Annotated in this window: 22 protein-coding genes; 8 read left to right on the forward strand and 14 right to left on the reverse strand. The window is 63.8% G+C overall.

Going from position 1 to position 24,809, the window contains the following annotated elements; genetic code table 11:
- Positions 1 to 231: 231 nt before the first annotated feature.
- From ACT9T4_RS06455 to ACT9T4_RS06480, 6 genes are all read left to right on the forward strand, one after another.
- Positions 232 to 1,731, forward strand: a complete 1,500-nt coding sequence (locus tag ACT9T4_RS06455) for a leucyl aminopeptidase (protein WP_499116132.1) — start codon at positions 232 to 234, stop codon at positions 1,729 to 1,731.
- A gap of 67 nt (positions 1,732 to 1,798) precedes the next feature.
- Positions 1,799 to 2,218, forward strand: a complete 420-nt coding sequence (locus tag ACT9T4_RS06460; RefSeq protein ID WP_042555276.1) for a DNA polymerase III subunit chi — start codon at positions 1,799 to 1,801, stop codon at positions 2,216 to 2,218.
- 9 nt (positions 2,219 to 2,227) lie between these two features.
- The gene (locus tag ACT9T4_RS06465) at positions 2,228 to 2,632 is read left to right on the forward strand and encodes a DNA polymerase III subunit chi (protein ID WP_499116134.1); all 405 of its coding nucleotides are present in this window, start codon (positions 2,228 to 2,230) and stop codon (positions 2,630 to 2,632) included.
- A 144-nt stretch (positions 2,633 to 2,776) separates the two neighbouring features.
- Entirely contained in the window at positions 2,777 to 5,608 is a 2,832-nt protein-coding gene (locus ACT9T4_RS06470; RefSeq protein WP_499116136.1) for a valine--tRNA ligase, read from the forward strand.
- A 291-nt stretch (positions 5,609 to 5,899) separates the two neighbouring features.
- The gene (locus ACT9T4_RS06475) at positions 5,900 to 6,196 is read left to right on the forward strand and encodes a winged helix-turn-helix domain-containing protein (RefSeq protein ID WP_499116210.1); all 297 of its coding nucleotides are present in this window, start codon (positions 5,900 to 5,902) and stop codon (positions 6,194 to 6,196) included.
- Between the two features lie 78 nt (positions 6,197 to 6,274).
- Positions 6,275 to 8,104 (forward strand): SLC13 family permease, encoded by a 1,830-nt coding sequence (locus ACT9T4_RS06480; protein WP_499116138.1) that lies wholly within the window; start codon positions 6,275 to 6,277, stop codon positions 8,102 to 8,104.
- A 147-nt stretch (positions 8,105 to 8,251) separates the two neighbouring features.
- On the opposite strand, the gene ACT9T4_RS06485 is transcribed toward ACT9T4_RS06480, so the two are convergent.
- A complete protein-coding gene (locus ACT9T4_RS06485; protein WP_499116140.1) occupies positions 8,252 to 8,719 on the reverse strand; it encodes a bacteriohemerythrin in 468 nt (155 codons plus the stop codon).
- A gap of 197 nt (positions 8,720 to 8,916) precedes the next feature.
- Between ACT9T4_RS06485 and rlmF the strand changes: the two genes are divergently transcribed.
- Positions 8,917 to 9,894, forward strand: coding sequence for a 23S rRNA (adenine(1618)-N(6))-methyltransferase RlmF (gene rlmF / locus ACT9T4_RS06490; RefSeq protein WP_042555271.1), 978 nt, complete (start codon positions 8,917 to 8,919; stop codon positions 9,892 to 9,894).
- On the opposite strand, the gene ACT9T4_RS06495 is transcribed toward rlmF, so the two are convergent.
- Positions 9,895 to 10,785 (reverse strand): universal stress protein, encoded by an 891-nt coding sequence (locus ACT9T4_RS06495; RefSeq protein ID WP_042555270.1) that lies wholly within the window; start codon positions 10,783 to 10,785, stop codon positions 9,895 to 9,897. It abuts the gene before it with no gap.
- 289 nt (positions 10,786 to 11,074) lie between these two features.
- On the opposite strand from ACT9T4_RS06495, the gene ACT9T4_RS06500 reads away from it, so the two are divergent.
- Positions 11,075 to 12,685, forward strand: a complete 1,611-nt coding sequence (locus ACT9T4_RS06500; RefSeq protein ID WP_042555269.1) for an NAD(P)/FAD-dependent oxidoreductase — start codon at positions 11,075 to 11,077, stop codon at positions 12,683 to 12,685.
- On the opposite strand, the gene ACT9T4_RS06505 is transcribed toward ACT9T4_RS06500, so the two are convergent.
- From ACT9T4_RS06505 to pdxH, 12 genes are all read right to left on the reverse strand, one after another.
- Positions 12,682 to 13,188: a GNAT family N-acetyltransferase gene (locus ACT9T4_RS06505; protein WP_042555268.1), complete on the reverse strand. Its 507-nt coding sequence runs from the start codon at positions 13,186 to 13,188 to the stop codon at positions 12,682 to 12,684. The genes ACT9T4_RS06500 and ACT9T4_RS06505 overlap by 4 nt on opposite strands.
- Before the next feature lie 94 nt (positions 13,189 to 13,282).
- Positions 13,283 to 13,615 carry a Na+/H+ antiporter subunit G gene (locus ACT9T4_RS06510; protein WP_042555267.1) on the reverse strand — a complete coding sequence of 111 codons (333 nt, stop codon included), beginning with the start codon at positions 13,613 to 13,615 and terminating at the stop codon, positions 13,283 to 13,285.
- Between the two features lie 13 nt (positions 13,616 to 13,628).
- Positions 13,629 to 13,898 carry a K+/H+ antiporter subunit F gene (locus tag ACT9T4_RS06515; RefSeq protein ID WP_042555266.1) on the reverse strand — a complete coding sequence of 90 codons (270 nt, stop codon included), beginning with the start codon at positions 13,896 to 13,898 and terminating at the stop codon, positions 13,629 to 13,631.
- A complete protein-coding gene (locus ACT9T4_RS06520; RefSeq protein ID WP_042555265.1) occupies positions 13,883 to 14,386 on the reverse strand; it encodes a Na+/H+ antiporter subunit E in 504 nt (167 codons plus the stop codon). The genes ACT9T4_RS06515 and ACT9T4_RS06520 overlap by 16 nt, the downstream gene beginning before the upstream one ends.
- Positions 14,383 to 15,885: a monovalent cation/H+ antiporter subunit D gene (locus tag ACT9T4_RS06525; protein WP_042555264.1), complete on the reverse strand. Its 1,503-nt coding sequence runs from the start codon at positions 15,883 to 15,885 to the stop codon at positions 14,383 to 14,385. The genes ACT9T4_RS06520 and ACT9T4_RS06525 overlap by 4 nt, the downstream gene beginning before the upstream one ends.
- Entirely contained in the window at positions 15,885 to 16,211 is a 327-nt protein-coding gene (locus ACT9T4_RS06530; protein WP_042555263.1) for a Na+/H+ antiporter subunit C, read from the reverse strand. The genes ACT9T4_RS06525 and ACT9T4_RS06530 overlap by 1 nt, the downstream gene beginning before the upstream one ends.
- On the reverse strand, positions 16,211 to 19,003 hold the full coding sequence (locus tag ACT9T4_RS06535) for a monovalent cation/H+ antiporter subunit A (RefSeq protein WP_042555262.1): 2,793 nt from the start codon (positions 19,001 to 19,003) through the stop codon (positions 16,211 to 16,213). The genes ACT9T4_RS06530 and ACT9T4_RS06535 overlap by 1 nt, the downstream gene beginning before the upstream one ends.
- Positions 19,004 to 19,500: 497 nt before the next feature.
- Positions 19,501 to 19,965: an outer membrane lipoprotein gene (locus tag ACT9T4_RS06540; RefSeq protein WP_042555261.1), complete on the reverse strand. Its 465-nt coding sequence runs from the start codon at positions 19,963 to 19,965 to the stop codon at positions 19,501 to 19,503.
- Positions 19,966 to 20,162: 197 nt separating this feature from the next.
- Positions 20,163 to 21,305 carry a glycerate kinase gene (locus ACT9T4_RS06545; RefSeq protein WP_042555260.1) on the reverse strand — a complete coding sequence of 381 codons (1,143 nt, stop codon included), beginning with the start codon at positions 21,303 to 21,305 and terminating at the stop codon, positions 20,163 to 20,165.
- Between the two features lie 137 nt (positions 21,306 to 21,442).
- Positions 21,443 to 22,795, reverse strand: coding sequence for a GntP family permease (locus tag ACT9T4_RS06550; protein WP_499116147.1), 1,353 nt, complete (start codon positions 22,793 to 22,795; stop codon positions 21,443 to 21,445).
- A gap of 147 nt (positions 22,796 to 22,942) precedes the next feature.
- The gene (locus ACT9T4_RS06555; RefSeq protein ID WP_042555258.1) at positions 22,943 to 24,049 is read right to left on the reverse strand and encodes a sugar diacid recognition domain-containing protein; all 1,107 of its coding nucleotides are present in this window, start codon (positions 24,047 to 24,049) and stop codon (positions 22,943 to 22,945) included.
- A gap of 95 nt (positions 24,050 to 24,144) precedes the next feature.
- Entirely contained in the window at positions 24,145 to 24,792 is a 648-nt protein-coding gene (pdxH, locus tag ACT9T4_RS06560; protein ID WP_042555257.1) for a pyridoxamine 5'-phosphate oxidase, read from the reverse strand.
- Between the last annotated feature and the right edge of the window lie 17 nt (positions 24,793 to 24,809).

The following is a 24,809-nucleotide window of genomic DNA, read 5'->3' on the forward strand; positions in this document are numbered from 1 at the left end:
GCGACTACCTGCCCGGCAAACGAACCTGCCGGGCAACGCCAGAGGTGCCTGGGGCGCCTCGGCTCGATGGATCAATCATGAAGGTGGCTGGTCAGAACTGACTAAGCTGTCGATCGGTACGGCAGGTACAGCTAGTCTGTCGGTCACCAACGCGCCTTTGAACGGAGGCCGTTAGCAGAACCGCCGTAAATCACCCTGCATTCGCGACTCGTTGTCTTGGGGACACCACGCATGGAATTTATTGTCAAAAGCGCTCGCCCGGAAACATTGAAAACCGCCACGCTGGTCATTCCAGTCGGTGAAGGTGCAATCCTCGGTGCCACTGCCAAAGCGGTGGATGCTGCCAGCGGTGGCGCGATCAGTGCCCTGCTCAAGCGCGGCGACCTGGCTGGCAAGCCTGGCCAGACGCTGCTGGCCCACGGCCTGCCGAATCTCAAGGCAGAGCGGGTGCTGCTGGTCGGCACCGGCAAGGACGCCGAGCTCTCCGACCGCCAGTTGCGCAAACTGATCGCGGCCGTCTACGGGGTACTGAAGAACCTCGGTGGCAGCGACGCCCTGTTCGCCCTGCAGGATGTCCAGGTGAAGAACCGCGACGCCTACGGCAAGGCTCGTCTGCTGGTGGAAAGCCTGGCAGACGCTGGCTACCAGTTCGACCGTTTCAAGAGCCAGAAGGCCACGCCTGGCGCGCTGAAGAAAATCACCCTGATCACCGACAAGGCCAGTGTCGCCGACGTCGAGCGCGCGACCACCGAGGCTCGCGCCATCGCCATCGGCATGGCGCTGACCAAGGACCTGGGCAATCTGCCGCCGAACATCTGCCACCCCAGCTACCTGGCCGAGCAAGCCAAGGCACTGGTCAAGGCGCACAAGAACCTCAAGGTCGACATCCTCGACGAGAAGAAGCTGCAGGCGCTCGGCGCGGGCGCTTTCCTCGCCGTCGCCCAGGGCAGCGATCAGCCACCGCGGATGATCGTGCTCAATTATCAGGGCGCGAAGAAGGGCGACAAGCCCTACGTACTGGTCGGTAAAGGCATCACCTTCGATACCGGCGGCATCAGCATCAAACCCGCCGCCAGCATGGACGAGATGAAATACGACATGTGCGGCGCCGCCAGCGTGTTCGGTACCCTGCGCGCCGTGCTGGAGCTGCAGCTGCCGATCAACCTGGTATGCCTGTTCGCCTGTGCCGAGAACATGCCCAGCGGCGGTGCCACCCGCCCTGGCGATATCGTCACCACCATGAGTGGGCAGACCGTGGAAATCCTCAACACCGACGCCGAAGGCCGTCTGGTGCTGTGCGACACACTGACCTACGCGGAACGCTTCAAGCCGCAGGCGGTGATCGATATCGCCACCCTCACCGGCGCCTGCATCGTCGCCCTGGGCAGCAACGTGTCCGGCCTGATGGGCAACGATGACGACCTGGTTGGCGAGATTCTCGCTGCAGGCCGCCACGCCGATGATCGCGCCTGGCAGTTGCCGTTGTACGACGAATACCAGGAGCAACTGGACAGCCCGTTTGCCGACATCGCCAATATCGGCGGCCCCAAGGCCGGCACCATCACCGCGGGCTGCTTCCTGTCGCGCTTCGCCAAGAGCTATCGCTGGGCCCACCTGGACATCGCCGGTACGGCCTGGATCAGTGGCGGCAAGGACAAGGGCGCCACTGGCCGCCCAGTCCCCCTGCTGACCCAGTACCTGCTCGATCGCGTACCGCAGGAGCAGCGCTGATAGCAGCCTGAGCCGTGCGCCGCCGGCTGGCGGCGCACGGCCTGATGGCTGTCTGCGGATACCTTACATGCCCCGAATAGAATTCTACGTACTGTCGTCGAGCACCACGGCCGAGCGCCTGCGCGCGGCCTGTCAGCTTGCCGGCAAGGCCTGGCGTCATGGCTTGCCGGTGTTTCTGCGTGGCAGCGACGCGGCCCAATGCAGCGAGCTCGACGAGCTGCTCTGGCGGGCTCGCCAGGAAAGCTTCATTCCCCACGATCTGCATCAGGACGACCCGAAATCGCCCATCGTGATCGGTGTCGACGAGGCGCCCGAGGCGACTCAGGGCGTGCTGATCAACCTGGGCAGTACGCTCAGCCCACACATCGAGCATTTCAGTCGAGTGATCGAGATCGTCAACCAGGAACCCGACCTGCTGACCGCCTGCCGGGAGAATTTCCGCAGCTACCGTCAACGGGGCTATGATCCCAAACGTGTCGAACTGTAAATTCTCCCCATGGACAATCTGAACCCACCACACAAGCCCGGCGCCCTGCTGAACGATCTCGAGTCGATTCGCGAACTGCTGGATGACGACCTCGATCCGCCCTTGCTGACCGAAAAATTCGATCCCGACGATATTCCGCTGCTCTCCGATGTGGTGCATGCCGCCGCCCCCAGCCCGCAGCCAGTGGCAGCCAGTGGGGCAGTTGCCGGCATGGCATCGGAAGACGAGCTGCGCCAGACGGTGCAACGCGCCATTGGCCGGGACAACGAGATCAACCGTCTGGACAGCGAACTGCGCGCCGCCGCCCAGTTGCTGCTGCAGGACGTGATCGACGACTTCGTGCCGCAGATCGAAGCCGAGCTCAAACGCCGCCTGCAGGCTCGCCTGCATCGTCTGCTGCCACCGCGCAAATAGCCCGAAAGCTGCCGCAAGCCGCAAGCGTCGAAGCGCGAGAGAAAAACTCGCGCTCAACTTGTCGCTAGCCGCTTATGGCTTGCCGCTCATAGGCGTTATACTGTTCGGCTTTTCCGATCAGACGCCAGAAGGGTCCCGCCGCGCATGGACAAGACCTACCAGCCCCACGCCATCGAAACCGCCCTGTACGAAAACTGGGAGGCGAAGGGCTACTTCGCCCCGCAGGGCTCCGGTGAGCCTTACACCATCATGATCCCGCCACCGAACGTGACCGGCAGCCTGCACATGGGCCACGGGTTCAACAACGCGATCATGGATGCCCTGATCCGCTTCCGCCGCATGCAAGGCCGCAACACCTTGTGGCAGCCGGGCACCGATCACGCCGGCATCGCCACGCAAATGGTGGTGGAACGCCAACTGGGCGCCCAGGGTATCGATCGCCATGATCTGGGCCGCGAGAAATTCCTCGACAAGGTCTGGGAGTGGAAAGCCGAGTCCGGTGGCAACATCACCCGGCAGATTCGTCGTCTGGGCTCGTCCGTGGACTGGTCGCGCGAGCGTTTCACCATGGACGACGGCCTGTCCGAGGCGGTCAAGGAAGCCTTCGTGCGCCTGCACGAGGATGGCCTGATCTACCGCGGCAAGCGCCTGGTCAACTGGGACACCAAGTTCCACACCGCCATTTCCGACCTGGAAGTGGAAAGCCACGACGAGAAAGGCCACCTGTGGAACCTGCGCTACCCGCTGGCTGACGGCAACAGGACCGCCGAAGGCGCCGACTACCTGATCGTCGCCACCACGCGCCCGGAAACCATGCTGGGTGACGCCGCCGTCGCCGTGAACCCGGAAGACGAACGCTACAAGGCTCTGATCGGCCAGTACGTCGAACTGCCGCTGCTTGGCCGCCGCATCCCGATCATCGCGGACGACTACTGCGACCCGGAATTCGGCACCGGCTGCGTGAAGATCACTCCGGCCCATGACTTCAACGACTATGAAGTCGGCAAGCGCCACAACCTGCCGCTGATCAACATCTTCGACCAGGACGCAGCCGTGCTGCCGGGTGCGCAGATCTTCAACATCGACGGCAGCGTCAACGCCCTGCTCGATGCCAGCCTGCCTGCCGAGTACGCTGGCCTGGACCGTTTCGAAGCACGCAAGCGGATCGTCGCCGCGTTCGATACCCTCGGCCTGTTGGAAAAGATCGACGACCACGCCCTGAAAGTGCCGAAGGGCGACCGCTCCGGCACCATCATCGAGCCGTGGCTGACCGATCAGTGGTACGTGTCCACCAAGCCGCTGGCCGAGAAGGCCATCGAAGTGGTCGAGAACGGTGAAATCCAGTTCGTGCCCAAGCAGTACGAGAACATGTACTTCAGCTGGATGCGCGACATCCAGGACTGGTGCATCAGCCGTCAGCTGTGGTGGGGCCACCGCATTCCGGCCTGGTACGACCAGGCAGGCAATGTCTTTGTGGGTCGTGACGAAGCGGAAGTACGCGCCAAGCACAACCTGGGCGACATCCCGCTGCGCCAGGACGACGACGTACTGGATACCTGGTTCAGCTCCGGCCTGTGGACCTTCTCCACCCTCGGCTGGCCGGAAGAGACCGACTTCCTGAAGACCTTCCACCCGACCGACGTGCTGGTTACCGGTTTCGACATCATCTTCTTCTGGGTTGCCCGGATGATCATGCTGTCCACCCACCTGACCAAGCAGATCCCGTTCAAGACCGTCTACGTTCACGGTCTGGTGCGCGACGGCCTGGGCCAGAAGATGTCCAAGTCCAAGGGCAACGTCCTCGATCCGCTGGATATCGTCGACGGCATCGATCTGGAAACCCTGCTGGCCAAACGCACCAGCGGCATGATGCAGCCCAAGCTCGCCGAGAAGATCGCCAAGCAGACCAAGGCAGAATTCCCGGAAGGCATCGCCAGCTACGGCACCGACGCCCTGCGTTTCACCTTCTGCTCGCTGGCCACCACCGGCCGCGACGTGAAGTTCGACATGGGCCGCGTCGAGGGCTATCGCAACTTCTGCAACAAACTGTGGAACGCTGCCAACTTCGTCATCGAGAACACCGATGGCCAGGACACCGGCATCAATGATGAAGCCGTGGATCTGTCGCCGGTCGATCGCTGGATCATCTCCGCCCTGCAGCGTTGCGAGCAGGACGTGACCCGCCACCTCGACGCCTTCCGCTTCGACCTGGCCACCCAGGCCCTGTACGAATTCGTCTGGGACGAGTACTGCGCCTGGTACCTTGAACTGGTCAAGCCGGTGCTGTGGGACGAGAACGCCCCCATCGAGCGCCAGCGCGGCACCCGCCGCACGCTGGTGCGTGTGCTGGAAGTGATCCTGCGCCTGGCTCACCCGTTCATGCCGTTCATCACCGAAGAAATCTGGCAGCGCATCAAGGGCCAAGCCGGCGTCAGCGGCGAAACGCTGATGCTGCAACCCTGGCCGGTGGCCAACGAAAGCCGCATCGACGCGGCCGCCGAGGGCGACATCGAGTGGGTCAAGCAACTGATGCTCGGCGTGCGGCAGATCCGTGGCGAGATGAAGATCTCCATGGCCAAGCGCATCGACGTCATCCTCGCCAACGCCAATGCCGAAGACTTGCGTCGCCTGAACGACAACGCCCCGCTGCTCAACAAGCTGGCCAAGTTCGAGTCGGTGAAGGTACTGGCAGCCGGCGAACAGGCACCGATGTCCGCCACTGCCCTGGTCGGCGACATGCAGGTCCTGGTGCCGATGGCCGGGCTGATCGACAAGGAAGCCGAACTGGCGCGCCTGGACAAGGAAATCCAGCGCCTGGAAGGTGAAGCCAAACGGGTCGGCGGCAAGCTGGCCAACGAGGGCTTCGTCGCCAAGGCGCCGGCTGAAGTACTGGAGAAGGAACGCGCCAAGCTGGCCGAAGCCGAGCAGGCGCTGGCCAATCTGGTGGAGCAGCGCGGCAAGATCGCCAGCCTGTAACCAGGCGGCTGAAAAACTACCTGCGTTGCCTTCGCAGCGTTGAAGGCAGGCAAAAAATGCTCATGTACGACTCGTACACTGCGCTTTTTTGCCTACCTTCGCGGGGCCGCCGTCGGTATTGCGCTGGCTGCCTCGCCTGCGTTTTTCAACATCCTGTATCCAGTGCGCAACTGACAACGGCCTGCCGTGGCTAAAGCCCGGCAGGCCGTTGTCGTTTGTGGTCAGGCGGTTTGTTATCCCGGCCCGGCACGCAGTATCCTCGAAACTCCCCACATGATCGGGCCCCTGCAAATGGAAGTGAGCAAGACCAAGACCAGTTTCTACCGCCGTCTCTACGTCGCCTGGTTGATCGACAGTGGCGCGGCCGACAGCGTGCCGGCGCTGATGGCCACCACCGGCATGCCCAGGCGTACCGCACAGGACACCCTGAGCGCGCTGGAAGAGCTGGATATCGATTGCCAGTTCCAGCAACAGGACGGCGAACGCAACAATGCAGGCCACTACGTGATCCGCGACTGGGGCGCCATCGACAAAGGCTGGATCGCCGCCAATCTGCAGCAGGTCAAGGCCGTTCTCGGCTACCCCTGAAACACTGCAGCAAACTCAGACGATCTCGCGCCAAGGCCTGAGTAACGGCCAGAGCAAGAGATCGGGCAAGGAGCCAGAATGACCCTAGACCTCTTCATGGTGCTGGGCCTGCTGTTCACCGCAGTGGTGCTGTTCGTCCTCGACAAGCCACGCATGGACGTGGTCGCACTGATCATCATCGTCGCCCTGCCGATGACCGGCGTGCTCAGCATGCAGGAAACCCTGGCCGGCTTCAGCGACCCCAGCGTGATCCTGATTGCCGCGCTGTTCGTGATCGGTGAAGGCCTGGTGCGCACCGGTATCGCCTACCGTCTCGGCGACTGGCTGGTGGCCAAAGCAGGCAGCAGCGAAACCCGCCTGCTGGTCCTGCTGATGGTGGCAGTGGCCGGGCTTGGCTCGGTGATGAGTTCGACCGGCGTGGTGGCGATCTTCATTCCGGTGGTGCTGGGTGTGGCGGCGCGTCTGAAGATCGCACCGGGCCGGCTGATGATGCCACTGGCGTTCGCCGGCCTGATCAGCGGCATGCTGACCCTGGTGGCCACGCCGCCGAACATGGTGGTGCACAGCGAGCTGCTTCGCGCTGGCCTGCCGGGCTTCGACTTCTTCAGCTTCACCCCAATCGGGCTCGCCGTGCTGGTACTGGGCGTGCTCTACATGCTTGCCACACGTCGCTGGTTGCAGCGTGATGCCGACGGTGACGCCTCTGTACCGCCGCGACTGACCCTGAGCGATCTGGCCAACAGCTACCGCCTCAACGAGCGCGAACGACGTCTGCGCGTGCGCGCCGATTCGCCGCTTGCCAACCAGGCGCTGGACGAGCTGCACCTGCGCTCGCAGTACGGCATCAACGTGATCGCCGTGGAGCGTCAGCGGCAGTTCCGCACTCTACTGCTGATGGCGACCGGCAATACTCAACTTCAGGCCGGTGACGTGCTGCTGGTCGACCTGGCCAGCCCGGCCATCGCCCTGCTCGGCGCCTATCAGGAGCTGGGCCTGGAAGCGTTGCCGCTGCGCAATTCCTACTACAGCGTGCACTCCCATGAACTGGGGCTGGCCGAAGTGGCGTTGCCGCCGGAATCGCACCTGCCGGGCAAAAGCATTCAGGAGCTCGGTCTGCGCAGCCGTTACAAGCTCAACGTGGTCGGCCTGCGCCGTCATGGTCAGGCGCTCGAAGGCCTGCTGGTGGACGAGAAGCTGACCCACGCCGACACCCTGCTTGTGGCTGGCAGCTGGAAGCGGATCCATCACCTGCAAAGCCTCAATCGCGACTTTCTGGTACTCAGCCTGCCCGCCGAAGTCGATGAAGTGGCTCCCGCCGCGCGCCAGGCACCCTATGCCCTGCTGAGCCTGGCGGTGATGGTCGGCCTGATGATCAGCGGCCTGGTGCCCAATGTCATGGCCGCACTGATCGGTTGCCTGCTGATGGGCGCCTTCCGCTGCGTCGACATGCCCAGCGCTTACCGGTCGATCCACTGGCCGAGCCTGATTCTTATCGTCGGCATGCTGCCGTTCGCCCTGGCCCTGCAGAAAACCGGAGGAATCGATCTGGCGGTCAACGGGCTGGTCGGTGCGCTCGGCGAAGCCGGGCCGCGGGTGATCCTCGCCAGCCTGTTCGCTGTCACCGCCCTCATCGGCCTGTTCATCTCCAATACCGCCACGGCGGTGCTGATGGCTCCGGTGGCGATCGCCACGGCCCAGGCACTGGGAGCGTCACCCGTGCCCTTCGCCATGACGGTCGCCCTGGCCGCCTCGGCTGCCTTCATGACACCGATCTCGTCGCCGGTGAATACCCTGGTGCTTGGGCCGGGGCAGTACCGTTTCGGGGATTTCGTGCGTATCGGCGTGCCGTTCACCATCCTGGTGATGATCGTCAGCGTGGTAATGGTGCCGTGGATCTTCCCGCTCTAGCGGGCGGTCCTTCGATTTGGTGGGCTGAAGCCCACCCTACAGCCCGCACAGGATCGTAGGGGGGCCGGGCGGCGATCCGCTTCAGCCCACCAATCGGCCGCATCCAAGGCGGAGCGTGAGAAACGATCACGACCTTGGAACAGCCCGCTACGCCGCGTGGAAGAAGCGGCGCTTGGCGCGGCTCAACCACCCCTCTTCGGTCTTGTCGGCGGCCAGGCGGCGGAGGTTTTCGGTGACCGCGGCCACGTAGTTCTGGTCGTCGTTGCGGATATGCCCGAACAGCCAGCGGCCGAGCAGGCTGCGCAATTCGTCGGAGACGTCTTCGCCCTGCTTGAATCGCGTGCGGTAATCGTCGACCCGCTTGATGAAAATGTCGTGCACCCGCTTGTGGGCCTTGGTGAAGACGTAGCCGGCCTCCTCGAGCATCGCCTCTTCGAAGGCGAAGTGCGAGGTGGTGTAATCCACCAGCTCCTCGATCACCAGGGCCACGCCGTCGCGCGCACCCTCCTGCTGAGCGACGTACAGCTCATTGATCATGTCGACGATACGCCGGTGCTGGCCGTCGATCACCGCGATTCCGGTATTCAGGTCATCGCTCCATCTGAGATAGGCCATGTCCGGCCTCCCTGTCATTCCCCTAGATGGAGCCAGTCTAGAGCTGCGCAGGCAGTAGCCCCTTGACCTGAGTCAGTACGCATCCCGACAACCGAGGGCAGCTCGCTGCGGTTTTCCAGGGATCGGCGAAAAGCCGGCAAGCACACCACTATCACCTGTGGGAAAATACGCCCCCACCCCTGCCGTGATCCATCAGCATGTCCGCCAAACGCCCACCGAAACCATCCGCCCCGTCAGCCGACAAGGGCCAGTTGCATCCGCGCAACCGCCATCAGGGGCGTTATGACTTTCCAGCGCTGATCAAGACCAGTCCGGAGCTGGCGGCGTTCGTGATCATCAATCCATATGGCAAGGAGAGCATCGATTTCGCCAATCCGGCGGCGGTGAAGGTGTTCAACCGCGCGCTGCTCCGGCAGTTCTATGGCATCACGCACTGGGACATTCCGGCGGACTACCTGTGCCCGCCCATTCCCGGGCGTGCGGATTACCTGCATTACCTGGCCGATCTACTGGCGACCGACAACACCGGCGAGATCCCCAGAGGAGCGACGATACGGGCGCTGGATATCGGCGTAGGCGCCAACTGCATCTACCCGCTACTCGGCAACCGCGAGTACGGCTGGCATTTTCTGGGTGCCGATATCGCCTCTCAGGCCATCGCCTCGGCGAAGGCCATCGTGCAGTCGAATCAAGGCCTTAGCGAACAGATCGACCTGCGCCTGCAACCCGATGCCGGGCATGTGTTCAGCGGCCTGCTAAAGCCTGAGGAGCGCTTCGAACTGACCCTGTGCAACCCGCCCTTCCACGCCTCGGCGGACGAAGCCGCCAGCGGCAGCAAGCGCAAATGGCGCAACCTCGGCAAGCTCGACCCCAAGCGCAAGCTGCCGGTGCTGAACTTCGGCGGCCAGGCTGCCGAGCTGTGGTGTCCGGGCGGCGAAGCGGCATTCGTCGCCCGGCTGATTCGTGAAAGCGCCGATCACCGCGAGCAGGTGCTGTGGTTCAGCACGCTGATCTCCAAATCCGGCAACCTGCCTGGCGTGTACGCCACACTGAAGAAAGTCGGCGCCGTGGAAACGCGGACCGTGGAAATGAGCCAGGGCCAGAAGCAGAGCCGCTTCGTGGCCTGGACGTTCCACGATGCCGAGCAGCGTCGGCGCTGGCTGCAAGCGCGCTAACTACTCGCCGGCGCGGGGCTCGCGCACGACCAGCGTGTCGCACGGCACCCACTGCAGCAGTTCGCTGGCCGCACTGCCCAACAACACGTTCATCAGCCCGCTGCGGCCGTGGGTGCCCATCACCACCAGATCCACCGCATGCTCACGCACGTAGTGGCTCAGTGAAGCTCCCAACGAACCCTGTTCGATGACGATGCGGATACGCGTGCCCGCCCCCTCCGGCAGATCGCTGGCCGCAAGAAAGGCCGCGTAATCGCCCTCTTCGATATGCTGACGCGTCTGCCCGTCGATCACTCGCTCCAGACGGTCGGACATCGGCGCTTCGGTGGCGTGATAGAGCACCAGCTCGCGGTCCGGAAAGTAGCGGGCAGCGGCATGCAATGCATGGCGCGACGAATCGGAAAAGTCGGTGGCGACCAGAATGCGCTGGTAGCGGCCGCGCGGCCGCTGGCGAACCACCAGCAAGGGCTGTGGCAGTTGCCGGATCAGTGACTCGACGGTGGAGCCGAGCAACAGCCGGCCCCATAGCTCGTTGCTGGCAACGCCGGTCACCACCAGTGCGCTGCCGGTTTCCCGCGCCGCCTTGGCGATGGCCTGCACCGGTTCGCCACGCTCGATACGCAGCCGCACAGGCACGTCGAGGCCGGCGAGATCCTCCTGCAACCGCTGCTCGGCGAAGCGCGCCAGGCTCGCGTCGTCCCGAGCGCTGGCCCAACCGAGTACCAGATCCGGCGCCTGGCCTGTTTCCAGTACGTTGACACCTACCAGCATGGCCTGCCATTCAACGGCCAGTTGCGCGGCCCGATCCAGTGCGCGATCGCAACGCACGCTCAGGTCGGTGGCCAGCAGAACGCTGACCGGAGCTGCGTCGCTCCTGGGTTGCTCGCTCATGTTATCCCCTTGATATCCCTATGAAAGGTGAGCCAAGACCCTAACAACTCCCTGCGCCGGGCAACACCGGCAAATCGTAAGCAAACGCGAGTAAGAGACTGGTAGCCGCTCCACTTCCAGAATCATCATGGCGCACGGCCAAGCGTCCCTAGGCTCGCTATCTGTGCATTTGCAATTGCCCCCTGTCGACTGCGACGCGCGAACTGCAGCCTGACTGGCTTTTTTCGTCCATAATCGCCGCCCTCGAAAAGCTGCCGGGTGACCTCCGGCCCTGATAGGTGGACTCCACATGCTGCGCATCACCGAACTGAAACTGCCCCTCGACCATGCCGACGACGCACTGCGCCCAGCCCTGGTCGAGCGGCTGGGTATCGAAGACAGCGAACTGCTCGAGTTCAGCGTGTTCAAGCGCAGCTACGATGCGCGCAAGAAGTCCGGCGACATGCCGTTCATCTACACCCTCGATTTCAGCGTGCGCGACGAAGCGGCGCTGCTGGCGCGCCTGAGCAACGACCGCAATCTCGGCATCGCCCCGGACGTGCGTTACAAACCGCTGAGCATTCCTGCCGAGCAGCAACCGCAACAGCGCCCGCTGGTGATCGGCTTCGGCCCTTGCGGTATCTTCGCGGCCCTGCTGCTGGCACAGATGGGCCTCAAGCCGATCGTCCTCGAACGTGGCAAGGAAGTGCGTCAGCGCACCAAGGACACCTGGGGCCTGTGGCGCAAGAAGGTCCTCGACCCGGAGTCCAACGTGCAGTTCGGCGAAGGCGGCGCAGGGACCTTTTCCGACGGCAAGCTGTACAGCCAGATCAAGGACCCGAACCACTACGGCCGCAAGGTGCTGGAGGAATTCGTCAAGGCCGGTGCGCCGGAGGAGATCCTCTATGTCAGCAAGCCGCATATCGGTACCTTTCGCCTGACCGGCGTGGTCGCCACCATGCGCGAAGAGATCAAGGCGCTGGGCGGCGAAGTACGCTTCCAGCAACGTGTCAGTGATGTGCTGATCGAAGACGGTCAACTGGTCGGCGTGGAACTGGAGAACGGCGAACAGGTGCACAGCCGCCACGTCATCCTGGCCCTCGGCCACAGTTCTCGGGACACCTTCCGCGCGCTGCACAAGCGCGGCGTGTTCATGGAAGCCAAGCCCTTCTCGGTAGGTTTCCGTATCGAACACCCCCAGTCGCTGATCGACCGCGCCCGCCTCGGCAAGTACGCCGGTCACCCGAAACTCGGCGCTGCCGATTACAAGCTGGTGCACCACGCCAAGAACGGCCGCTCGGTGTACAGCTTCTGCATGTGCCCGGGCGGCACCGTGGTGGCCGCCACCAGCGAGCCGCATCGCGTGGTGACCAACGGCATGAGCCAGTACTCGCGCAACGAACGCAATGCCAACGCCGGCATTGTGGTGGGCATTACCCCTGAGCAGGATTACCCCGGTGGCCCGCTGGCCGGGGTCGAGCTGCAGGAGCGTCTGGAGTCCCATGCCTACGTGCTGGGCGGCAGCAACTACGAAGCACCGGGTCAGCTGGTGGGCGACTTCATCGCTGGCAAGCCGAGCGAAGCCCTGGGCAGCGTCGAGCCGTCCTACAAGCCGGGGATCAAGCTGGGCGATCTGGCAGCGGCCCTGCCGGACTTCGCCATCGAGGCGATCCGCGAGGCCCTGCCGGCCTTCGGCAAGCAGATCAGGGGCTTCGACCTGCACGATGCGGTGCTTACCGGCATCGAAACCCGTACCTCGTCGCCGCTGCGCATCACCCGCGGTGAAGACCTGCAGAGCCTCAACGTGCGCGGCCTGTTCCCGGCTGGCGAAGGTGCCGGTTACGCCGGCGGCATTCTTTCCGCCGGTGTCGACGGTATCCGCGTTGCCGAGGGCGTGGCACGGGCGCTACTGGCCGGCTAATCCGGCTGCCAGCGGCACAAGCTGGTACGCCGCGAGCCATTGGGCCGGCGCTCGGGATCATCGTAACGGGTGATCTCGACGAATCCGGCCTTGCGCATCATGCCCGCCGAAGCGGCGTTCTCCTCATGGCGGTCGATATAGATATCGCTGATGCCCTCGCTGCGGATATCCGTCACCACCTGGCGCAGTAACGCCGAACCCAGCCCGCGCCCTGCCATGTCACGGTGGGTCACCGCCTCGCAGATATAAGCGTGCTCGTCATCGCCTCGGCCCAGGGGCTGATACTCGTGGAACCAGGTGGTACGCACGTGGCTGACGAACCCCAGCAACCCACCCTCGCCCTCCGCCAGCAGCGCGCGCGTGCTGCCATCGGCGATGCCATGCAAATGGGCAGTCACTTCGGCGCGCGGTAGGTGATTCCACGGGTTGGGGCCGTGTTCGAAGATCAGCGCACAAAGCGCTTGGATGTCAGCGGCGGTCGCCGCGCGTATTTGCCACTGCATCTGCCAGGCCTCGTTCGGGATCAGGACTGACGCAGTGTAGAAGTGATGCAGAGCCGCCGACAGGCACAGTCAGGCGGCAAACCGGCAGCCCAGTTCAGGACTCCCAGGGCCGCCCACGGGTGCGACGTACCAGTTTGACCTTCTGCTGCATCGCCGCCTTGGCGAGCATGTGCGCACTGACCGGGGCGGTGATGAACAGGAACAGGGTAATCAGCAGCTCGTGGAAGCTCAGTCCCTCTTCGTGGCTACCGAAGAAGATCATCGACGCCACCACCATGCTGCCGACGCCCAGCGTGGTGGCTTTGGTAGGGCCGTGCAGGCGAGTGAAGAAGTCCGGCAGGCGGTACAGGCCAATGGCGCCGATCAGCGCAAACGAGCAGCCGACCAACAGAAAAAACGCCACCAATGCTTCGATCCAGAATGGCATGACAATACGCTCCTCAGTCGATGATCTCGCCGTGCAGCAGGTGCTTGCCCACCGCGACGGTACCGACGAAACCCATGACGGCGATCAGCAGCGCCGCCTCGAAAAACAGATCCGACTTCAGCCAGATACCGAATACCACGATCAATGCCAGGGCATTGATGTACAGCGTATCCAGAGCAAGCACACGATCCGGCATATCCGGGCCGCGCACCAGGCGAATCACGTTGAGCGTCACGGCAACGCCCATCAGGGTCATGCAAAAGGGAATTACGTACGCGAGCATTCGAAAATCTCCATCAGCGGGGCTTCGTAGCGCGACTTGAGCTCGGTAATCAGCTCCTGCTCGTCGGGTACATCAAGACCATGCAGCAGCAGGGTCTTGTGATCGTTGCTCAGGCCCGAGGAAACGGTTCCCGGCGTCAGCGACAGGATGCAAGCGAGCACCGACAGCATGAATTCGTTTTCGATGGCCATCGGCACCTCGACGAATGCCGGTCGCAACTTGCGCGTCGGGCCCAGCACCAGCCGCGCGACGTGCAGGTTGGCGACCACGATGTCCCAGAGCACCATCAGCAGGTAGCGGCACAGCAGCAGCGGGCGGCGCAAGCGCGGCACGTCGAGCATGAAGCCCTGGCACAGAAAAGCGATGCCCCAGCCAAGAAAGGCGCCAAGCAGCAAGTGACCGAAGCTGGGGGCGTTGACCATCAACAACCAGATGATCGTCAGCAGCACAGTCAGCATGGGATGGGGCAACCATCGGGATCGGCTCATGCATCACCTCCGCGGACGATCTGCAGGTAGCTATCGACATCCAGCAACTGCTGGGCGACGGCCAGGACATACTCATGGATCGGCTGCGCGGCGATCACCAGCAGCGGGCCGCCAGCCAGAAGGCCGATGGCCGCCAGGGCGCGAATCCGGTCGAACTCGGCGGCCGGTGCCGTCTCGCCGGTGCAGCGCCAGAACAGCGTGCTGCCTGCACGTACCAGAGCGATCACCATACCCAAGCCACCGACCAGCACGACCGGCCAGAGCACCAGCGTCTGCATACCGGTTTCTACCGAGCGCAACAGCATCAGCTTACCGAGGAACCCGGAGAAAGGCGGCAGGCCGGCGACGGAAATGGCACCGATGAAGAACAGCCCGCCGAGCAGTTTCGGCTGCAGCAACTGCGGACCTTTGCGTAGCCGCAAGCCGATCTCGCCGCGTTGGCGGGCCAGCAGGTCGGCGAGCAGGAACAAACCGCCACACACCCAGGTGCTGTGTATCAGGTAGTAGAGCGCGGCACCGATGCTCTGCACCGTACCCATGGCGACACCCGCCAGCAGAGTGCCGACCGACACGATCACCAGGTAGCCGATCAAGCGGCCGAGGCTGCGTGCGGCCAGGGCGCCGACAACGCCGGCCAGTAGGGTCAGGGCCGCCAGCGGCCAGAGCAGGTAGTCGATCAGGTGGGCCAGCTCGCCCGCCTCGCTGCCGAACACCAGGGTAAAGACGCGGATCACCGCATACAGACCGACCTTGGTCATGATCGCGAACAGAGCGGCCACCGGCGCCGTAGCCGCGGCATAGGCGTTGGGCAACCAGAAATACAGCGGCAGGATGGCGCCCTTGAGGCCGAACACGATCAACAGCAGGTAACCGGCAGCAGCGAGCAGTGGCTGGCGGTCGGCATCGGCTTCGGACACCTTGAGTGCCAGGTCGGCGATGTTCAGCGTGCCGAGCAGGCCATAGAGCATGCCCACGCCGATCAGGAAGAACGACGAGGCCACCAGGTTGAGCACCACGTAGTGCATGCCGGCTTTGATCCGCTTCGGGCCACCGCCGTAGACCAGCAGCGAGTAGGACGCGATCAGCAGGATCTCGAAGAACACGAACAGGTTGAACAGATCGCCGGTGAGAAACGCACCATTGATACCCAGCAACTGGAATTGCATCAGGGCGTGGAAGTTCGACCCGCGCTCGTCATCGCCGCGCACCGCATAGAGCATGGCGAAGCTGGCCAGCACGGCGGTGACCAGCAGCATCATTGCCGCCAGCCGGTCGAGCAGCAGCACGATGCCGAATGGCGGCTGCCAGTTGCCCAAGGCATAGATCTGCAAGGCACCGGAGTCAGCCTGCAGTACCAGCCAGGCGCTCAGTGGCACCAGGGCCCAGGTGGCCAGCAGGGAAATCCAGCGCTTGGCGGTCAGCGACAGCTGCGAGCGAATCAGCAGCAGGCTACCGGTGAACAGCGGGATGAGGATGGGCAGGATCAACGCATGATTCATCAGCGCGGCTCCTCACCATCGACATGGTCGGTACGCAGCTCGCCCAGCGCACGCAGCGACAGCACCACGACGAAGGCGGTCATGGCGAAGCCGATGACGATGGCGGTGAGCACCAGCGCCTGGGGAATCGGGTCGCCGTGTTCGCTGCTCTTGCCGATCACCGCAGGCACGCCGGTGCCGAGACGGCCCATGGCGAACAGGAACAGGTTGACCGCGTAGGAGATCAGGGTAAGGCCCATGACCACCGGATAAATACGTGCGCGCATCAGCAGGTACACACCGCTGGCAGCCAGCACGCCCAGAGTAATGGCGAATAGCGCTTCCATCAGAGTACCTCCTTGCTCGATTCGTCCTGACTAACGTGACCGATGTTGGACAGGATCAGCAACGTGGAGCCGACCACGGCCAGGTACACACCAAGGTCGAACAGCAGCGCGGTCGCCAACTCGAACTCACCGATCACCGGCAGATGGAAATGGTCGAAAGCCGAAGTCAGGAACGGCGCGCCGAAAGCCAGGCTGCCGAGGCCGGTGAGCGCGGCGATCATCACACCAAGACCGGCGATACTGTGGTAACTCCAGGGCATGCGCCGCTGCGTCCATTCAACGCCGTGGGCCACGTACTGCAGGATCAGGGCGATCGCGGTGATCAGACCGGCGATGAAGCCACCACCCGGCAGGTTGTGCCCGCGCACGAAGATGAACGCCGACACCAGCAGGGCCATGGGCAGCAGCACCCGGGCGATGCTGTCGAGGATCATCGGGTGGCTGTCGCGCGACCAGGGCTTGCCATTCGGGTCGGTGAGCGGATGAGGCAGGTGCAGCCCGGCGAGCAGGCCATAGATGCCGATCGCGGCGATGGCCAGCACGCTGATCTCGCCCAGGGTATCGAAACCGCGGAAGTCGACCAGGATCACGTTGACCACGTTGGTACCGCCCCCCCCACTGACGCTGTTCTCGAGGAAGAACGAGGCAATGCTGTCGTAGGGGCGCGTCATCACCGCGTAAGCCAGCAGCGCGACGGCGATCCCGCTACCACCGGCCAGCAGCACGTCACGCAGGCCACGCAGGCTGCTCGACTCCATCGGCGTGCGATCGGGCATGAAGAACAGCGCCAGCACCAGCAGGATGATGGTCACCACCTCTACGGATAGCTGGGTCAGCGCCAGGTCCGGCGCGGAATAACGGGCGAACGCCAGGGCCACCATCAGCCCGGCACAGCTCAGGGTCATCAGCGCCTTGAGGCGGTTGCGGTGGAACACCACGGTGAGCACGGCCATCACGCACAGCACCAGCATGCCAAGCACGGTGATGCCGTCGAGGGGCGATAAGGGTACCTCGCCGCCCAGCGAATCCATCGACGACAACGCGACGGTGATCAGCACCAGGGCACTGATCAGCAGCAGCGCCACGTAACGCTGCTGGGAACCGCTCTCGAGCAGCCTGGTGATCCAGCGCGCACTCTTCACCAGACGGCTGTTGAGCAGCTCGAACATCTCCTTGGCGTCCACCTCCGGCATGCCGTTGTACCAACGGAACAGCGGCTCGCGGCAGGCGTAGACGATGATCCCACCCACCAGGGCGATCACGCTCATGCCCAGCGGCAGGTTGAAGCCATGCCAGATCGACAGGCTGTAATAAGGTACTTCGCCCCCCAGGGTCGCCGAGGCCGCCGAGGCCAGCAGCGGCGCCACGGTGTAGGCCGGCAGCATGCCCACCAGCAGACAGAGGAAGACCAGCACTTCCACCGGGATCTTCATGTAGCGCGGCGGCTCGTGGGGCGGATACTTGGGCAGGTCCTTCGGCTCGCCGTTGAAGAACACGTCGTGAATGAAACGCAACGAGTAAGCGACCGAGAACACCCCGGCGAGCGTAGCCGCGGCGGGAATCATCCAGCTGAAGATGCCGAGCAGATCCTGATTGAGCGTCTCGGTGAAGAACATTTCCTTGCTCAGGAAGCCGTTCAGCAGTGGCACCCCGGCCATTGCCGAGGCCGCGACCATGGCCAGCACGGCGGTGTGCGGCATGTATTTCCAGAGCCCGGCGATACGCCGCATGTCGCGGCTTCCGGTTTCATGGTCGATGATACCGGCGGCCATGAACAGCGAAGCCTTGAAGGTGGCGTGGTTGATGATGTGGAACACCGCCGCGACCGAGGACAGATCAGAGTTGAAGCCGAACAGCAGGGTGATCAGGCCCAGGTGGCTGATGGTCGAATAGGCCAGCAGCCCCTTGAGATCGTGCTGGAACAATGCCATGCCAGCGCCGAACAGCAGCGTCGCCATGCCGGTCACGCTGACCAGATAGAACCACCACTCCGTGCCTGCCAGCACCGGGTAAAAGCGCGCCAGCAGGAACACGCCAGCCTTGACCATGGTCGCCGAGTGCAGATAGGCCGACACCGGCGTGGGTGCCGACATGGCCTGCGGCAGCCAGAAATGGAAGGGAAATTGCGCGGACTTGGTGAAGACGCCTAGCAGAATCAGGATCAGGGTAATCGGGTACAGGGCGTGATTGCGGATCACATCGCCAGCTGCCAGCACCTGGGTCAGCTCGAAGCTGCCAGCGATATTGCCAAGCAGCAGGATGCCTGCCAGCAGGGCCAGACCGCCGCCGCCGGTGACGGTCAGGGCCATGCGCGAGCCGCGGCGTGCGTCCGAACTGCCACTCCAGAAGCCGATCAGCAGGAACGACGACAGGCTGGTCAGTTCCCAGAACACCATCATCAGCAGCATGTTTTCCGAGAGCACCACGCCCAGCATGGCGCCCATGAACAGCAGCAGATAGGCGAAGAAGCGCCCCATCGGCTCCTGCTTGCCCAGGTAATAACGGGCGTAGAGGATCACCAGCAAACCGATGCCGAGAATCATCAGGGCGAACAGGAAACCCAGGCCGTCGAGGCGCAGGCTCAGGTCCAGGCCGAGGTCCGACAGCCACGGATAGCGGACGATCCGTACCTCGCCAGCGAACACCGCCGGCTGCTGTAGCCAGAGCAGCACGAGCGCCGCTGCAGGCCCGATCGCGGCTGCCAGCGCACAGAGCGAGCGCCCCATGCGGTCAGCCAGCAACGGTAGAAAGATGCCTAAAAATGGTAAGGCGATGATCAGCGCAAGCGCCATACACTAAACCCCTTGTACAAGCCCGTCATGCAGCCAGACGGCCAGTTAGTGTGTGCCAGAATACCGGGCGCCTGGCGTCCGGCCGATCCCTGCGATGGTGTGCGTGATGCCAACCCGGCAGGCGGAGAAACCGCCTGTAGCAGTCCAACTCGGAGCATGCCAAGTCAGTTTCGATCAAGTCTGCGCATAATGCGCGGTCGCTCTAACTGACTGGCGAAACACCCATGGCGTTCGACTTGTTTTTCCAGTCGTGAGCTGCGAGCGCGCTAACCAGGAAAGCGAGCTCGATTATGCTTAACTATCGACTCAAGGTCATGGATAGAATTATTACTAAAACTATCCTCGGAGAGATTTCGGCGTGGCCCGACTGACTCTCTTGCGAACGCTCTAAATGGCGGTTTTTAGCGAATAACGCCCATGAAAAAAGCCGGATCGGCATGCCGGTCCGGCTTTCGTGCAATGGTACCGACGGCGCACATGGCGCCGTCAGACGAACATCAGTTGGTCACACGGCTGGTGCCGTTGACGGTCATGATGCGGACACGCTCACCAACGCGGAAAATCTGGTTTTCCTCAACGGCCTGCACGTAGGCGCGCATGCTGCCGTCGTCTTCACGCACGGTGATTTCAACGCCTTGCGTACGGGTGATGCCTTCTTCGGCAGCTGCACCCAGCAGACCACCAGCTACAGCACCGATCACCGCCGCCACGGCCGAACCACGACCACCGCCAACGCCGCTGCCTGCAACGCCACCGATGACGGCGCCGGCACCACCACCGATTGGCGTTTTGGTGCCTTCGATCTTCACCGGACGCAGGGATTCGATGGTACCCATGCGCACGGTCTGCACGGCACGCGCTTCATCGCGGGAATAGCTGTCGCCGGTCAGGCTCGATGCGCAGCCGCCAAGGGTGAGAGTCGCTGCGGCAAACAGGACAACGAAAATACCAGGTTTATGCATGACGATTCTCCAGACTGGACTGATAACGCTATGACAGCACGGCCGCCAGGACGGTCACTGTGAATGCCCATAAATTGCATCACCCGTTCAGCAGCGGTACAGGATGGGCGACGCAACAGGGCCTCTCCCCTGACAGGAGTATAGACAGCAGCCGGCTACGTTCGTCACCGTGCCATTACGCAATCATCGGTTCCCGATCAGCGTCGCGCAGCCTGAGCCAGGCGCCAGAACCTGGCTAAATCGGCAGCCCGGGCTTGCAGCTCCTGCGCGGCATTGGCGCAGGCGTGCTCCAGGGTGATAGGCCCTGGCGCCAGGCTGAAGGCGGCTTCGATACCGGCTTCGCGCACCTGTTGATACCCCTCCCCCAGGCTGCCGGCCAGGGCGATCACCGGAACTCCCTGAGCCTGCGCCACCCGCGCGACGCCGACCGGCGTCTTGCCATGCAGGCTCTGGGCGTCGAGACGCCCCTCTCCGGTGATCACCAGGTCGGCCCCCTTCACCGCCTCGGCAAGGCCTGACAGCTCGGCAACCAGTTCGATACCCGGACGAAAGCGCGCACCGAAAAACGCCTTGGCAGCGAAACCGAGGCCACCGGCAGCACCGACACCGGGGAAAGCGCTGAAGTCTTCGCCAAGCGCTTCACCGACCACTTCGGCCAGACGCGCCAGGGCGGCATCCAGTTCCTTGACCTGCTCCGGGCTGGCGCCCTTCTGCGGACCGAACACAGCCGACGCGCCATGAGGCCCGCACAGAGGATTGTCGACGTCTGCGGCAACATCGACCTGAACATCCTGCAGACGGGGATCCAGTGCGCTGAGGTCGACGCGCTGCAGCGTGGCCAGTGCCGCCCCGCCCGGCCGCAATTCGTTGCCACCTGCATCGAGAAAGCGCGCACCCAATGCACGCAGCAGTCCGCTGCCACCGTCGTTGGTGGCACTACCACCGAGGCCGAGAATGATCCGCGTGGCACCGGCGTCCAGCGCCGCACGAATCAGCTCCCCGGTGCCGTAGCTGCTGGTCACTCGGGCATCACGTTGCGCACTCGGCACCCAGTGCAGGCCGCTGGCAGCGGCCATCTCGATTACCGCCGTACCATCGCCCAGCCAGCCCCAATGGGCCTGCACCGGTGTGGCCAGGGGGCCCTGAACGCGCAGCTCACGACGCTCGCCGCCAGTGGCGGCGAGCACGGCATCCACCGTTCCTTCGCCGCCGTCGGCCATGGGGCACAACGCGATCTCGGCATCCGGGTAAACGGCGAGCCAGCCGCGGGCGATGGCCTGGGCCACGTCGGGCGCACTCAGGCTCTCCTTGAACGAATCAGGAGCGATGACGATTTTCATGGCAAGACCTCGATGCAGCGGGACGCCGCGGGGCGTCCCGTATGAAAACGGCTGAGAACCTTCTCTAGGCCTGGCGAGCTAGGGCAATGCCTTTTTTACAGCGCAGTACCGACGCACAGCAGACATGGAGCAGGTTCTTAGAGAAGTACCAGGCTCAGCAGCCAAACCGTGGTGATACCGACCACACCTTGAATCAGCGTAGCCATGGTTTGCGCGCGGTAGGCAACGGCTACCGGCATGCGGCTGAACTGGGTCACTACCCAGAAGTAGCTGTCGTTGGCGTGGGAAACGGTCATGCCGCCAGCACCGATCGCCAGTACGGTGAGCACCCGGCCCATCTCGCTATCCAGGCCGATCTGCCCGAGCAGTGGCGCGACCATCGCCGACGTGGTGACCATGGCCACGGTGGTGGAACCCTGTGCTGTCTTCAGCGCTGCAGCGACCAGAAATGGCATGAACAGGCCGATACCCAATGCGGACAAGGTGCTGCCCAGATAAGCGCCCAGCGGCGAAGCGCTGAGCACCGCACCGAAAGCGCCACCAGCACCGGTGATGAGGATGATCGGCGCGGCGGAGAGAATGCCGTCGGTCACCCGATCATGCAGTTGCTGGCGCTTGCCGTTGCCCCTGAGCAAGGTACAAGCCAGCACCAGACCGACCAGCAATGCCACCACCGGCTGACCGAGGAAGCTCAGCACGGCCTGCAGCGTGCCATCGCCCAGCGGGCGGCTGGGGAATACCGACACCGATCCCAGACAGATCAACACGATGGGCACCAGGATCGGCGCGAAGGCCTGGGTGGCGCTCGGCAGTTTTCCGTACTGCGCCTTCAGCGCCTCGAAATCCTCGGCGCCCGGCGTGCCGTCGTCCTCGAGGGCGATGTCCTTGCCGATGAAGCGGTTGGCCCAGAGCAGGCCGGCCAGCGCGGACACCATGGCCACGAACAGACCGACGGCGATAACCAGACCCAGGCTCGATTCGAGACCAAGGTTGCCGGCAGCTGCGATCGGCCCGGGGGTCGGTGGCACGAAGGTATGCGTGGCGTACAAGCCGGTGGCCAGAGCGACGCTCATCGCCACCATGGAGACCTTCATGCGTGCGGCCAGGGCGTTCTTCAGCGAATTGAGGATGATGTAGCCGGAGTCGCAGAACACGGGGATCGACACGATGTAACCGATGATCGACATAGTCAGCGTGGGGAAGCGTTCGCCGAGCAGCTTGATCACGGTTTCCGCCAGGGTGATGGCGGCGCCGCTGCGCTCGAGAATCACACCGATGATGGTCCCCAGCACGATCACCACACCGATGTTGCCGAGGATGCCGCCAAAGCCGGTGGCGACAGTCTTGAGAATGTCCTGATGGGGCAGTTGATAAGCGAAGCCGGCGACTATCGCGGCGATCAGCAGGGCAAGAAAGGGATGCAGCTTGAGACGTGTAGTCGACACCACGATAAACGCGATGAGCGCGACCAGGATCAGAACCAGAGCCATGCCGGTTTCCTCATTGTTGTTATGTGATTTGCCAGGTGCCGTGCATTGTCACCCAGCAACAGCGGGCGACACCCTGTTCACCCGCACAACGAGAAAGGCAAAGCGCAGGTCAGTTACTGTGCAGATGCATCATTTGCGTGCGGAACTTCAGCCTGGCTCGATAAGGCCCAGGCCCAGTGACAGCTGCAGGCGACGATCCAGGCGGGTCAGCTCGACACCGCTGAGTTCGGCGATGCGTTCGAGGCGATAACGCAGGGTATTGCGATGAATCCCCAGGGCAGCGGCACAACTCTGCACCTGGCCGTCATGGGCACACCAGGCCTCGAGCGTCTCACGAAGAGCACCGCTGCCATCCTGGGCCAGCACCTGCTTCAACGGCGCCAGCCAGCCTTGCAGCAACCAGCTGTTGCGCTGTGCGTAGAGCAGTGTCGGCAGGCGATGCTCCTCCAGGCAGATCAGGCGCTGCGACGGATAACGTGCCCGGGCGAAAGCCTGCAGATCGCGCAAGGCCAGACAGGCCTGGCGCAATTGCCCGAGGGACTGCACCGGGTCGCTGACCAACAGGCGAGCCACGCCCCAGTCACGCTCGTCGGCGCTTGCCAGCCAATGGCTGTCGGTACGGCCCGCCGCCAACGGGCGGCACCAGAGCAATTCGCGCATTCCCAATGGTGCGCACAGGTGCTCGCTCTTGCCGCTCAGCGCACCGAGCAGGCGGGCCTGCTGCGCCAGGGGCTCGCCCTGCTCCTGCAACTCCAGCAGACACACCTGACGCGGCCAGCCGAGTGCCAGGCCCTGACGCTCGGCATCAGCCGCCAAAGTACCCAGGGCAACCGACGGATCGAACAGCTGACGCAGCCAGGCATCCAGCTGATGCCGCTGCCAGTGGCGCTCGGCCTGTACCTGGCGTTGCTCGACCAGCATCTCCGCGGCCATGCGCACCAGCTCGGCATAGGGCCTCACCACCTCGGGCGCTCCGGTGATACCCAATACGCCGATCAGCGCGTCGGCGTGCAGCAAGGGCAGATTGACGCCGGGCCGCACGCCACGCAGGCAGGTTGCGGCCTGCTCGTCGATCTCCACGACGCGACGGTTGGCCAGCACCAGCTGTGCCCCCTCATGCCGGGTATGCAGGCGCAGCGGATCACCGCTGCCGATGATCATGCCCTGAGCATCCATCACGTTGATGTTGTACGGCAGGATGGCCATGGCTCGATCAACGATGTGCTGGGCCAGGGTGGAGTCGAGTTCGAGCATCGTGCGGCCTCCGGGAAGGAAGCCGCCATTGTAGGCAGAATGAAAGACCCGGCGACATGCCATGCGCCGCAGCGATGGCGAGGCATGGGGCTACGTCAGGGTGCCAGGCGCCGACGCAACCAGGCGTCGCCCTCGCGGCGATAGTCGAGGCGATCGTGCAGACGGCTGGCACGGCCCTGCCAGAACTCGATGCGCTCCGGCAGCAGGCGGTATCCGCCCCAGTGCGGCGGGCACTCGGGAGCCTGGTCGGCGAAGCGGCGTTCGGTCTGCGCCAGCAGCCCCTCCAGCTCGGCACGATCATGGATCACCCGGCTCTGTGGCGACGCCCAGGCACCCAGGCGGCTGCCCAGCGGACGCACCTGAAAGTAGGCATCGGACTCGGCAGGCGAAACCCGCTCTACCCGACCTTCGATACGCACCTGACGCTCCAGGGTCGGCCAGAAGAAAGTCATCGCCGCGAAGGGGTTGGCCTGCAACTGCTCGCCTTTGGCGCTCTGGTAATTGCTGAAGAAGGTGAAACCCTGCTCGTCGAGCCCCTTGAGCAGCAGCACACGGCAGTGCGGACGACCATCGGCATCGACGGTCGCCAGGGACATGGCATTGGGTTCTACAGGAAGTTGCTCGGTCTTCACCGCGTCGGCGAACCAGCTTCTGAACAGCGAGAAGGGCTCCAGTGGAGCCTGTTCCTCGCTCAAGCCGTCACGGGTGTAGTCACGGCGCATGTCGGCCAGGGTCTGTGTCATGAGCGTATTCTCGGAAG

The organism is Pseudomonas sp. SZ40 (assembly GCF_052958135.1).

Bases quoted from the DNA above. Each gene is read 5' to 3' on its own strand.
- ACT9T4_RS06455 (WP_499116132.1), top strand. From the start codon at position 232: ATGGAATTTATTGTCAAAAGCGCTCGCCCGGAAACATTGAAAACCGCC.
- ACT9T4_RS06460 (WP_042555276.1), top strand. From the start codon at position 1,799: ATGCCCCGAATAGAATTCTACGTACTGTCGTCGAGCACCACGGCCGAG.
- ACT9T4_RS06465 (WP_499116134.1), top strand. From the start codon at position 2,228: ATGGACAATCTGAACCCACCACACAAGCCCGGCGCCCTGCTGAACGAT.
- ACT9T4_RS06470 (WP_499116136.1), top strand. From the start codon at position 2,777: ATGGACAAGACCTACCAGCCCCACGCCATCGAAACCGCCCTGTACGAA.
- ACT9T4_RS06475 (WP_499116210.1), top strand. From the start codon at position 5,900: ATGGAAGTGAGCAAGACCAAGACCAGTTTCTACCGCCGTCTCTACGTC.
- ACT9T4_RS06480 (WP_499116138.1), top strand. From the start codon at position 6,275: ATGACCCTAGACCTCTTCATGGTGCTGGGCCTGCTGTTCACCGCAGTG.
- ACT9T4_RS06485 (WP_499116140.1), bottom strand. From the start codon at position 8,719: ATGGCCTATCTCAGATGGAGCGATGACCTGAATACCGGAATCGCGGTG.
- rlmF (WP_042555271.1), top strand. From the start codon at position 8,917: ATGTCCGCCAAACGCCCACCGAAACCATCCGCCCCGTCAGCCGACAAG.
- ACT9T4_RS06495 (WP_042555270.1), bottom strand. From the start codon at position 10,785: ATGAGCGAGCAACCCAGGAGCGACGCAGCTCCGGTCAGCGTTCTGCTG.
- ACT9T4_RS06500 (WP_042555269.1), top strand. From the start codon at position 11,075: ATGCTGCGCATCACCGAACTGAAACTGCCCCTCGACCATGCCGACGAC.
- ACT9T4_RS06505 (WP_042555268.1), bottom strand. From the start codon at position 13,188: ATGCAGTGGCAAATACGCGCGGCGACCGCCGCTGACATCCAAGCGCTT.
- ACT9T4_RS06510 (WP_042555267.1), bottom strand. From the start codon at position 13,615: ATGCCATTCTGGATCGAAGCATTGGTGGCGTTTTTTCTGTTGGTCGGC.
- ACT9T4_RS06515 (WP_042555266.1), bottom strand. From the start codon at position 13,898: ATGCTCGCGTACGTAATTCCCTTTTGCATGACCCTGATGGGCGTTGCC.
- ACT9T4_RS06520 (WP_042555265.1), bottom strand. From the start codon at position 14,386: ATGAGCCGATCCCGATGGTTGCCCCATCCCATGCTGACTGTGCTGCTG.
- ACT9T4_RS06525 (WP_042555264.1), bottom strand. From the start codon at position 15,885: ATGAATCATGCGTTGATCCTGCCCATCCTCATCCCGCTGTTCACCGGT.
- ACT9T4_RS06530 (WP_042555263.1), bottom strand. From the start codon at position 16,211: ATGGAAGCGCTATTCGCCATTACTCTGGGCGTGCTGGCTGCCAGCGGT.
- ACT9T4_RS06535 (WP_042555262.1), bottom strand. From the start codon at position 19,003: ATGGCGCTTGCGCTGATCATCGCCTTACCATTTTTAGGCATCTTTCTA.
- ACT9T4_RS06540 (WP_042555261.1), bottom strand. From the start codon at position 19,965: ATGCATAAACCTGGTATTTTCGTTGTCCTGTTTGCCGCAGCGACTCTC.
- ACT9T4_RS06545 (WP_042555260.1), bottom strand. From the start codon at position 21,305: ATGAAAATCGTCATCGCTCCTGATTCGTTCAAGGAGAGCCTGAGTGCG.
- ACT9T4_RS06550 (WP_499116147.1), bottom strand. From the start codon at position 22,795: ATGGCTCTGGTTCTGATCCTGGTCGCGCTCATCGCGTTTATCGTGGTG.
- ACT9T4_RS06555 (WP_042555258.1), bottom strand. From the start codon at position 24,049: ATGCTCGAACTCGACTCCACCCTGGCCCAGCACATCGTTGATCGAGCC.
- pdxH (WP_042555257.1), bottom strand. From the start codon at position 24,792: ATGACACAGACCCTGGCCGACATGCGCCGTGACTACACCCGTGACGGC.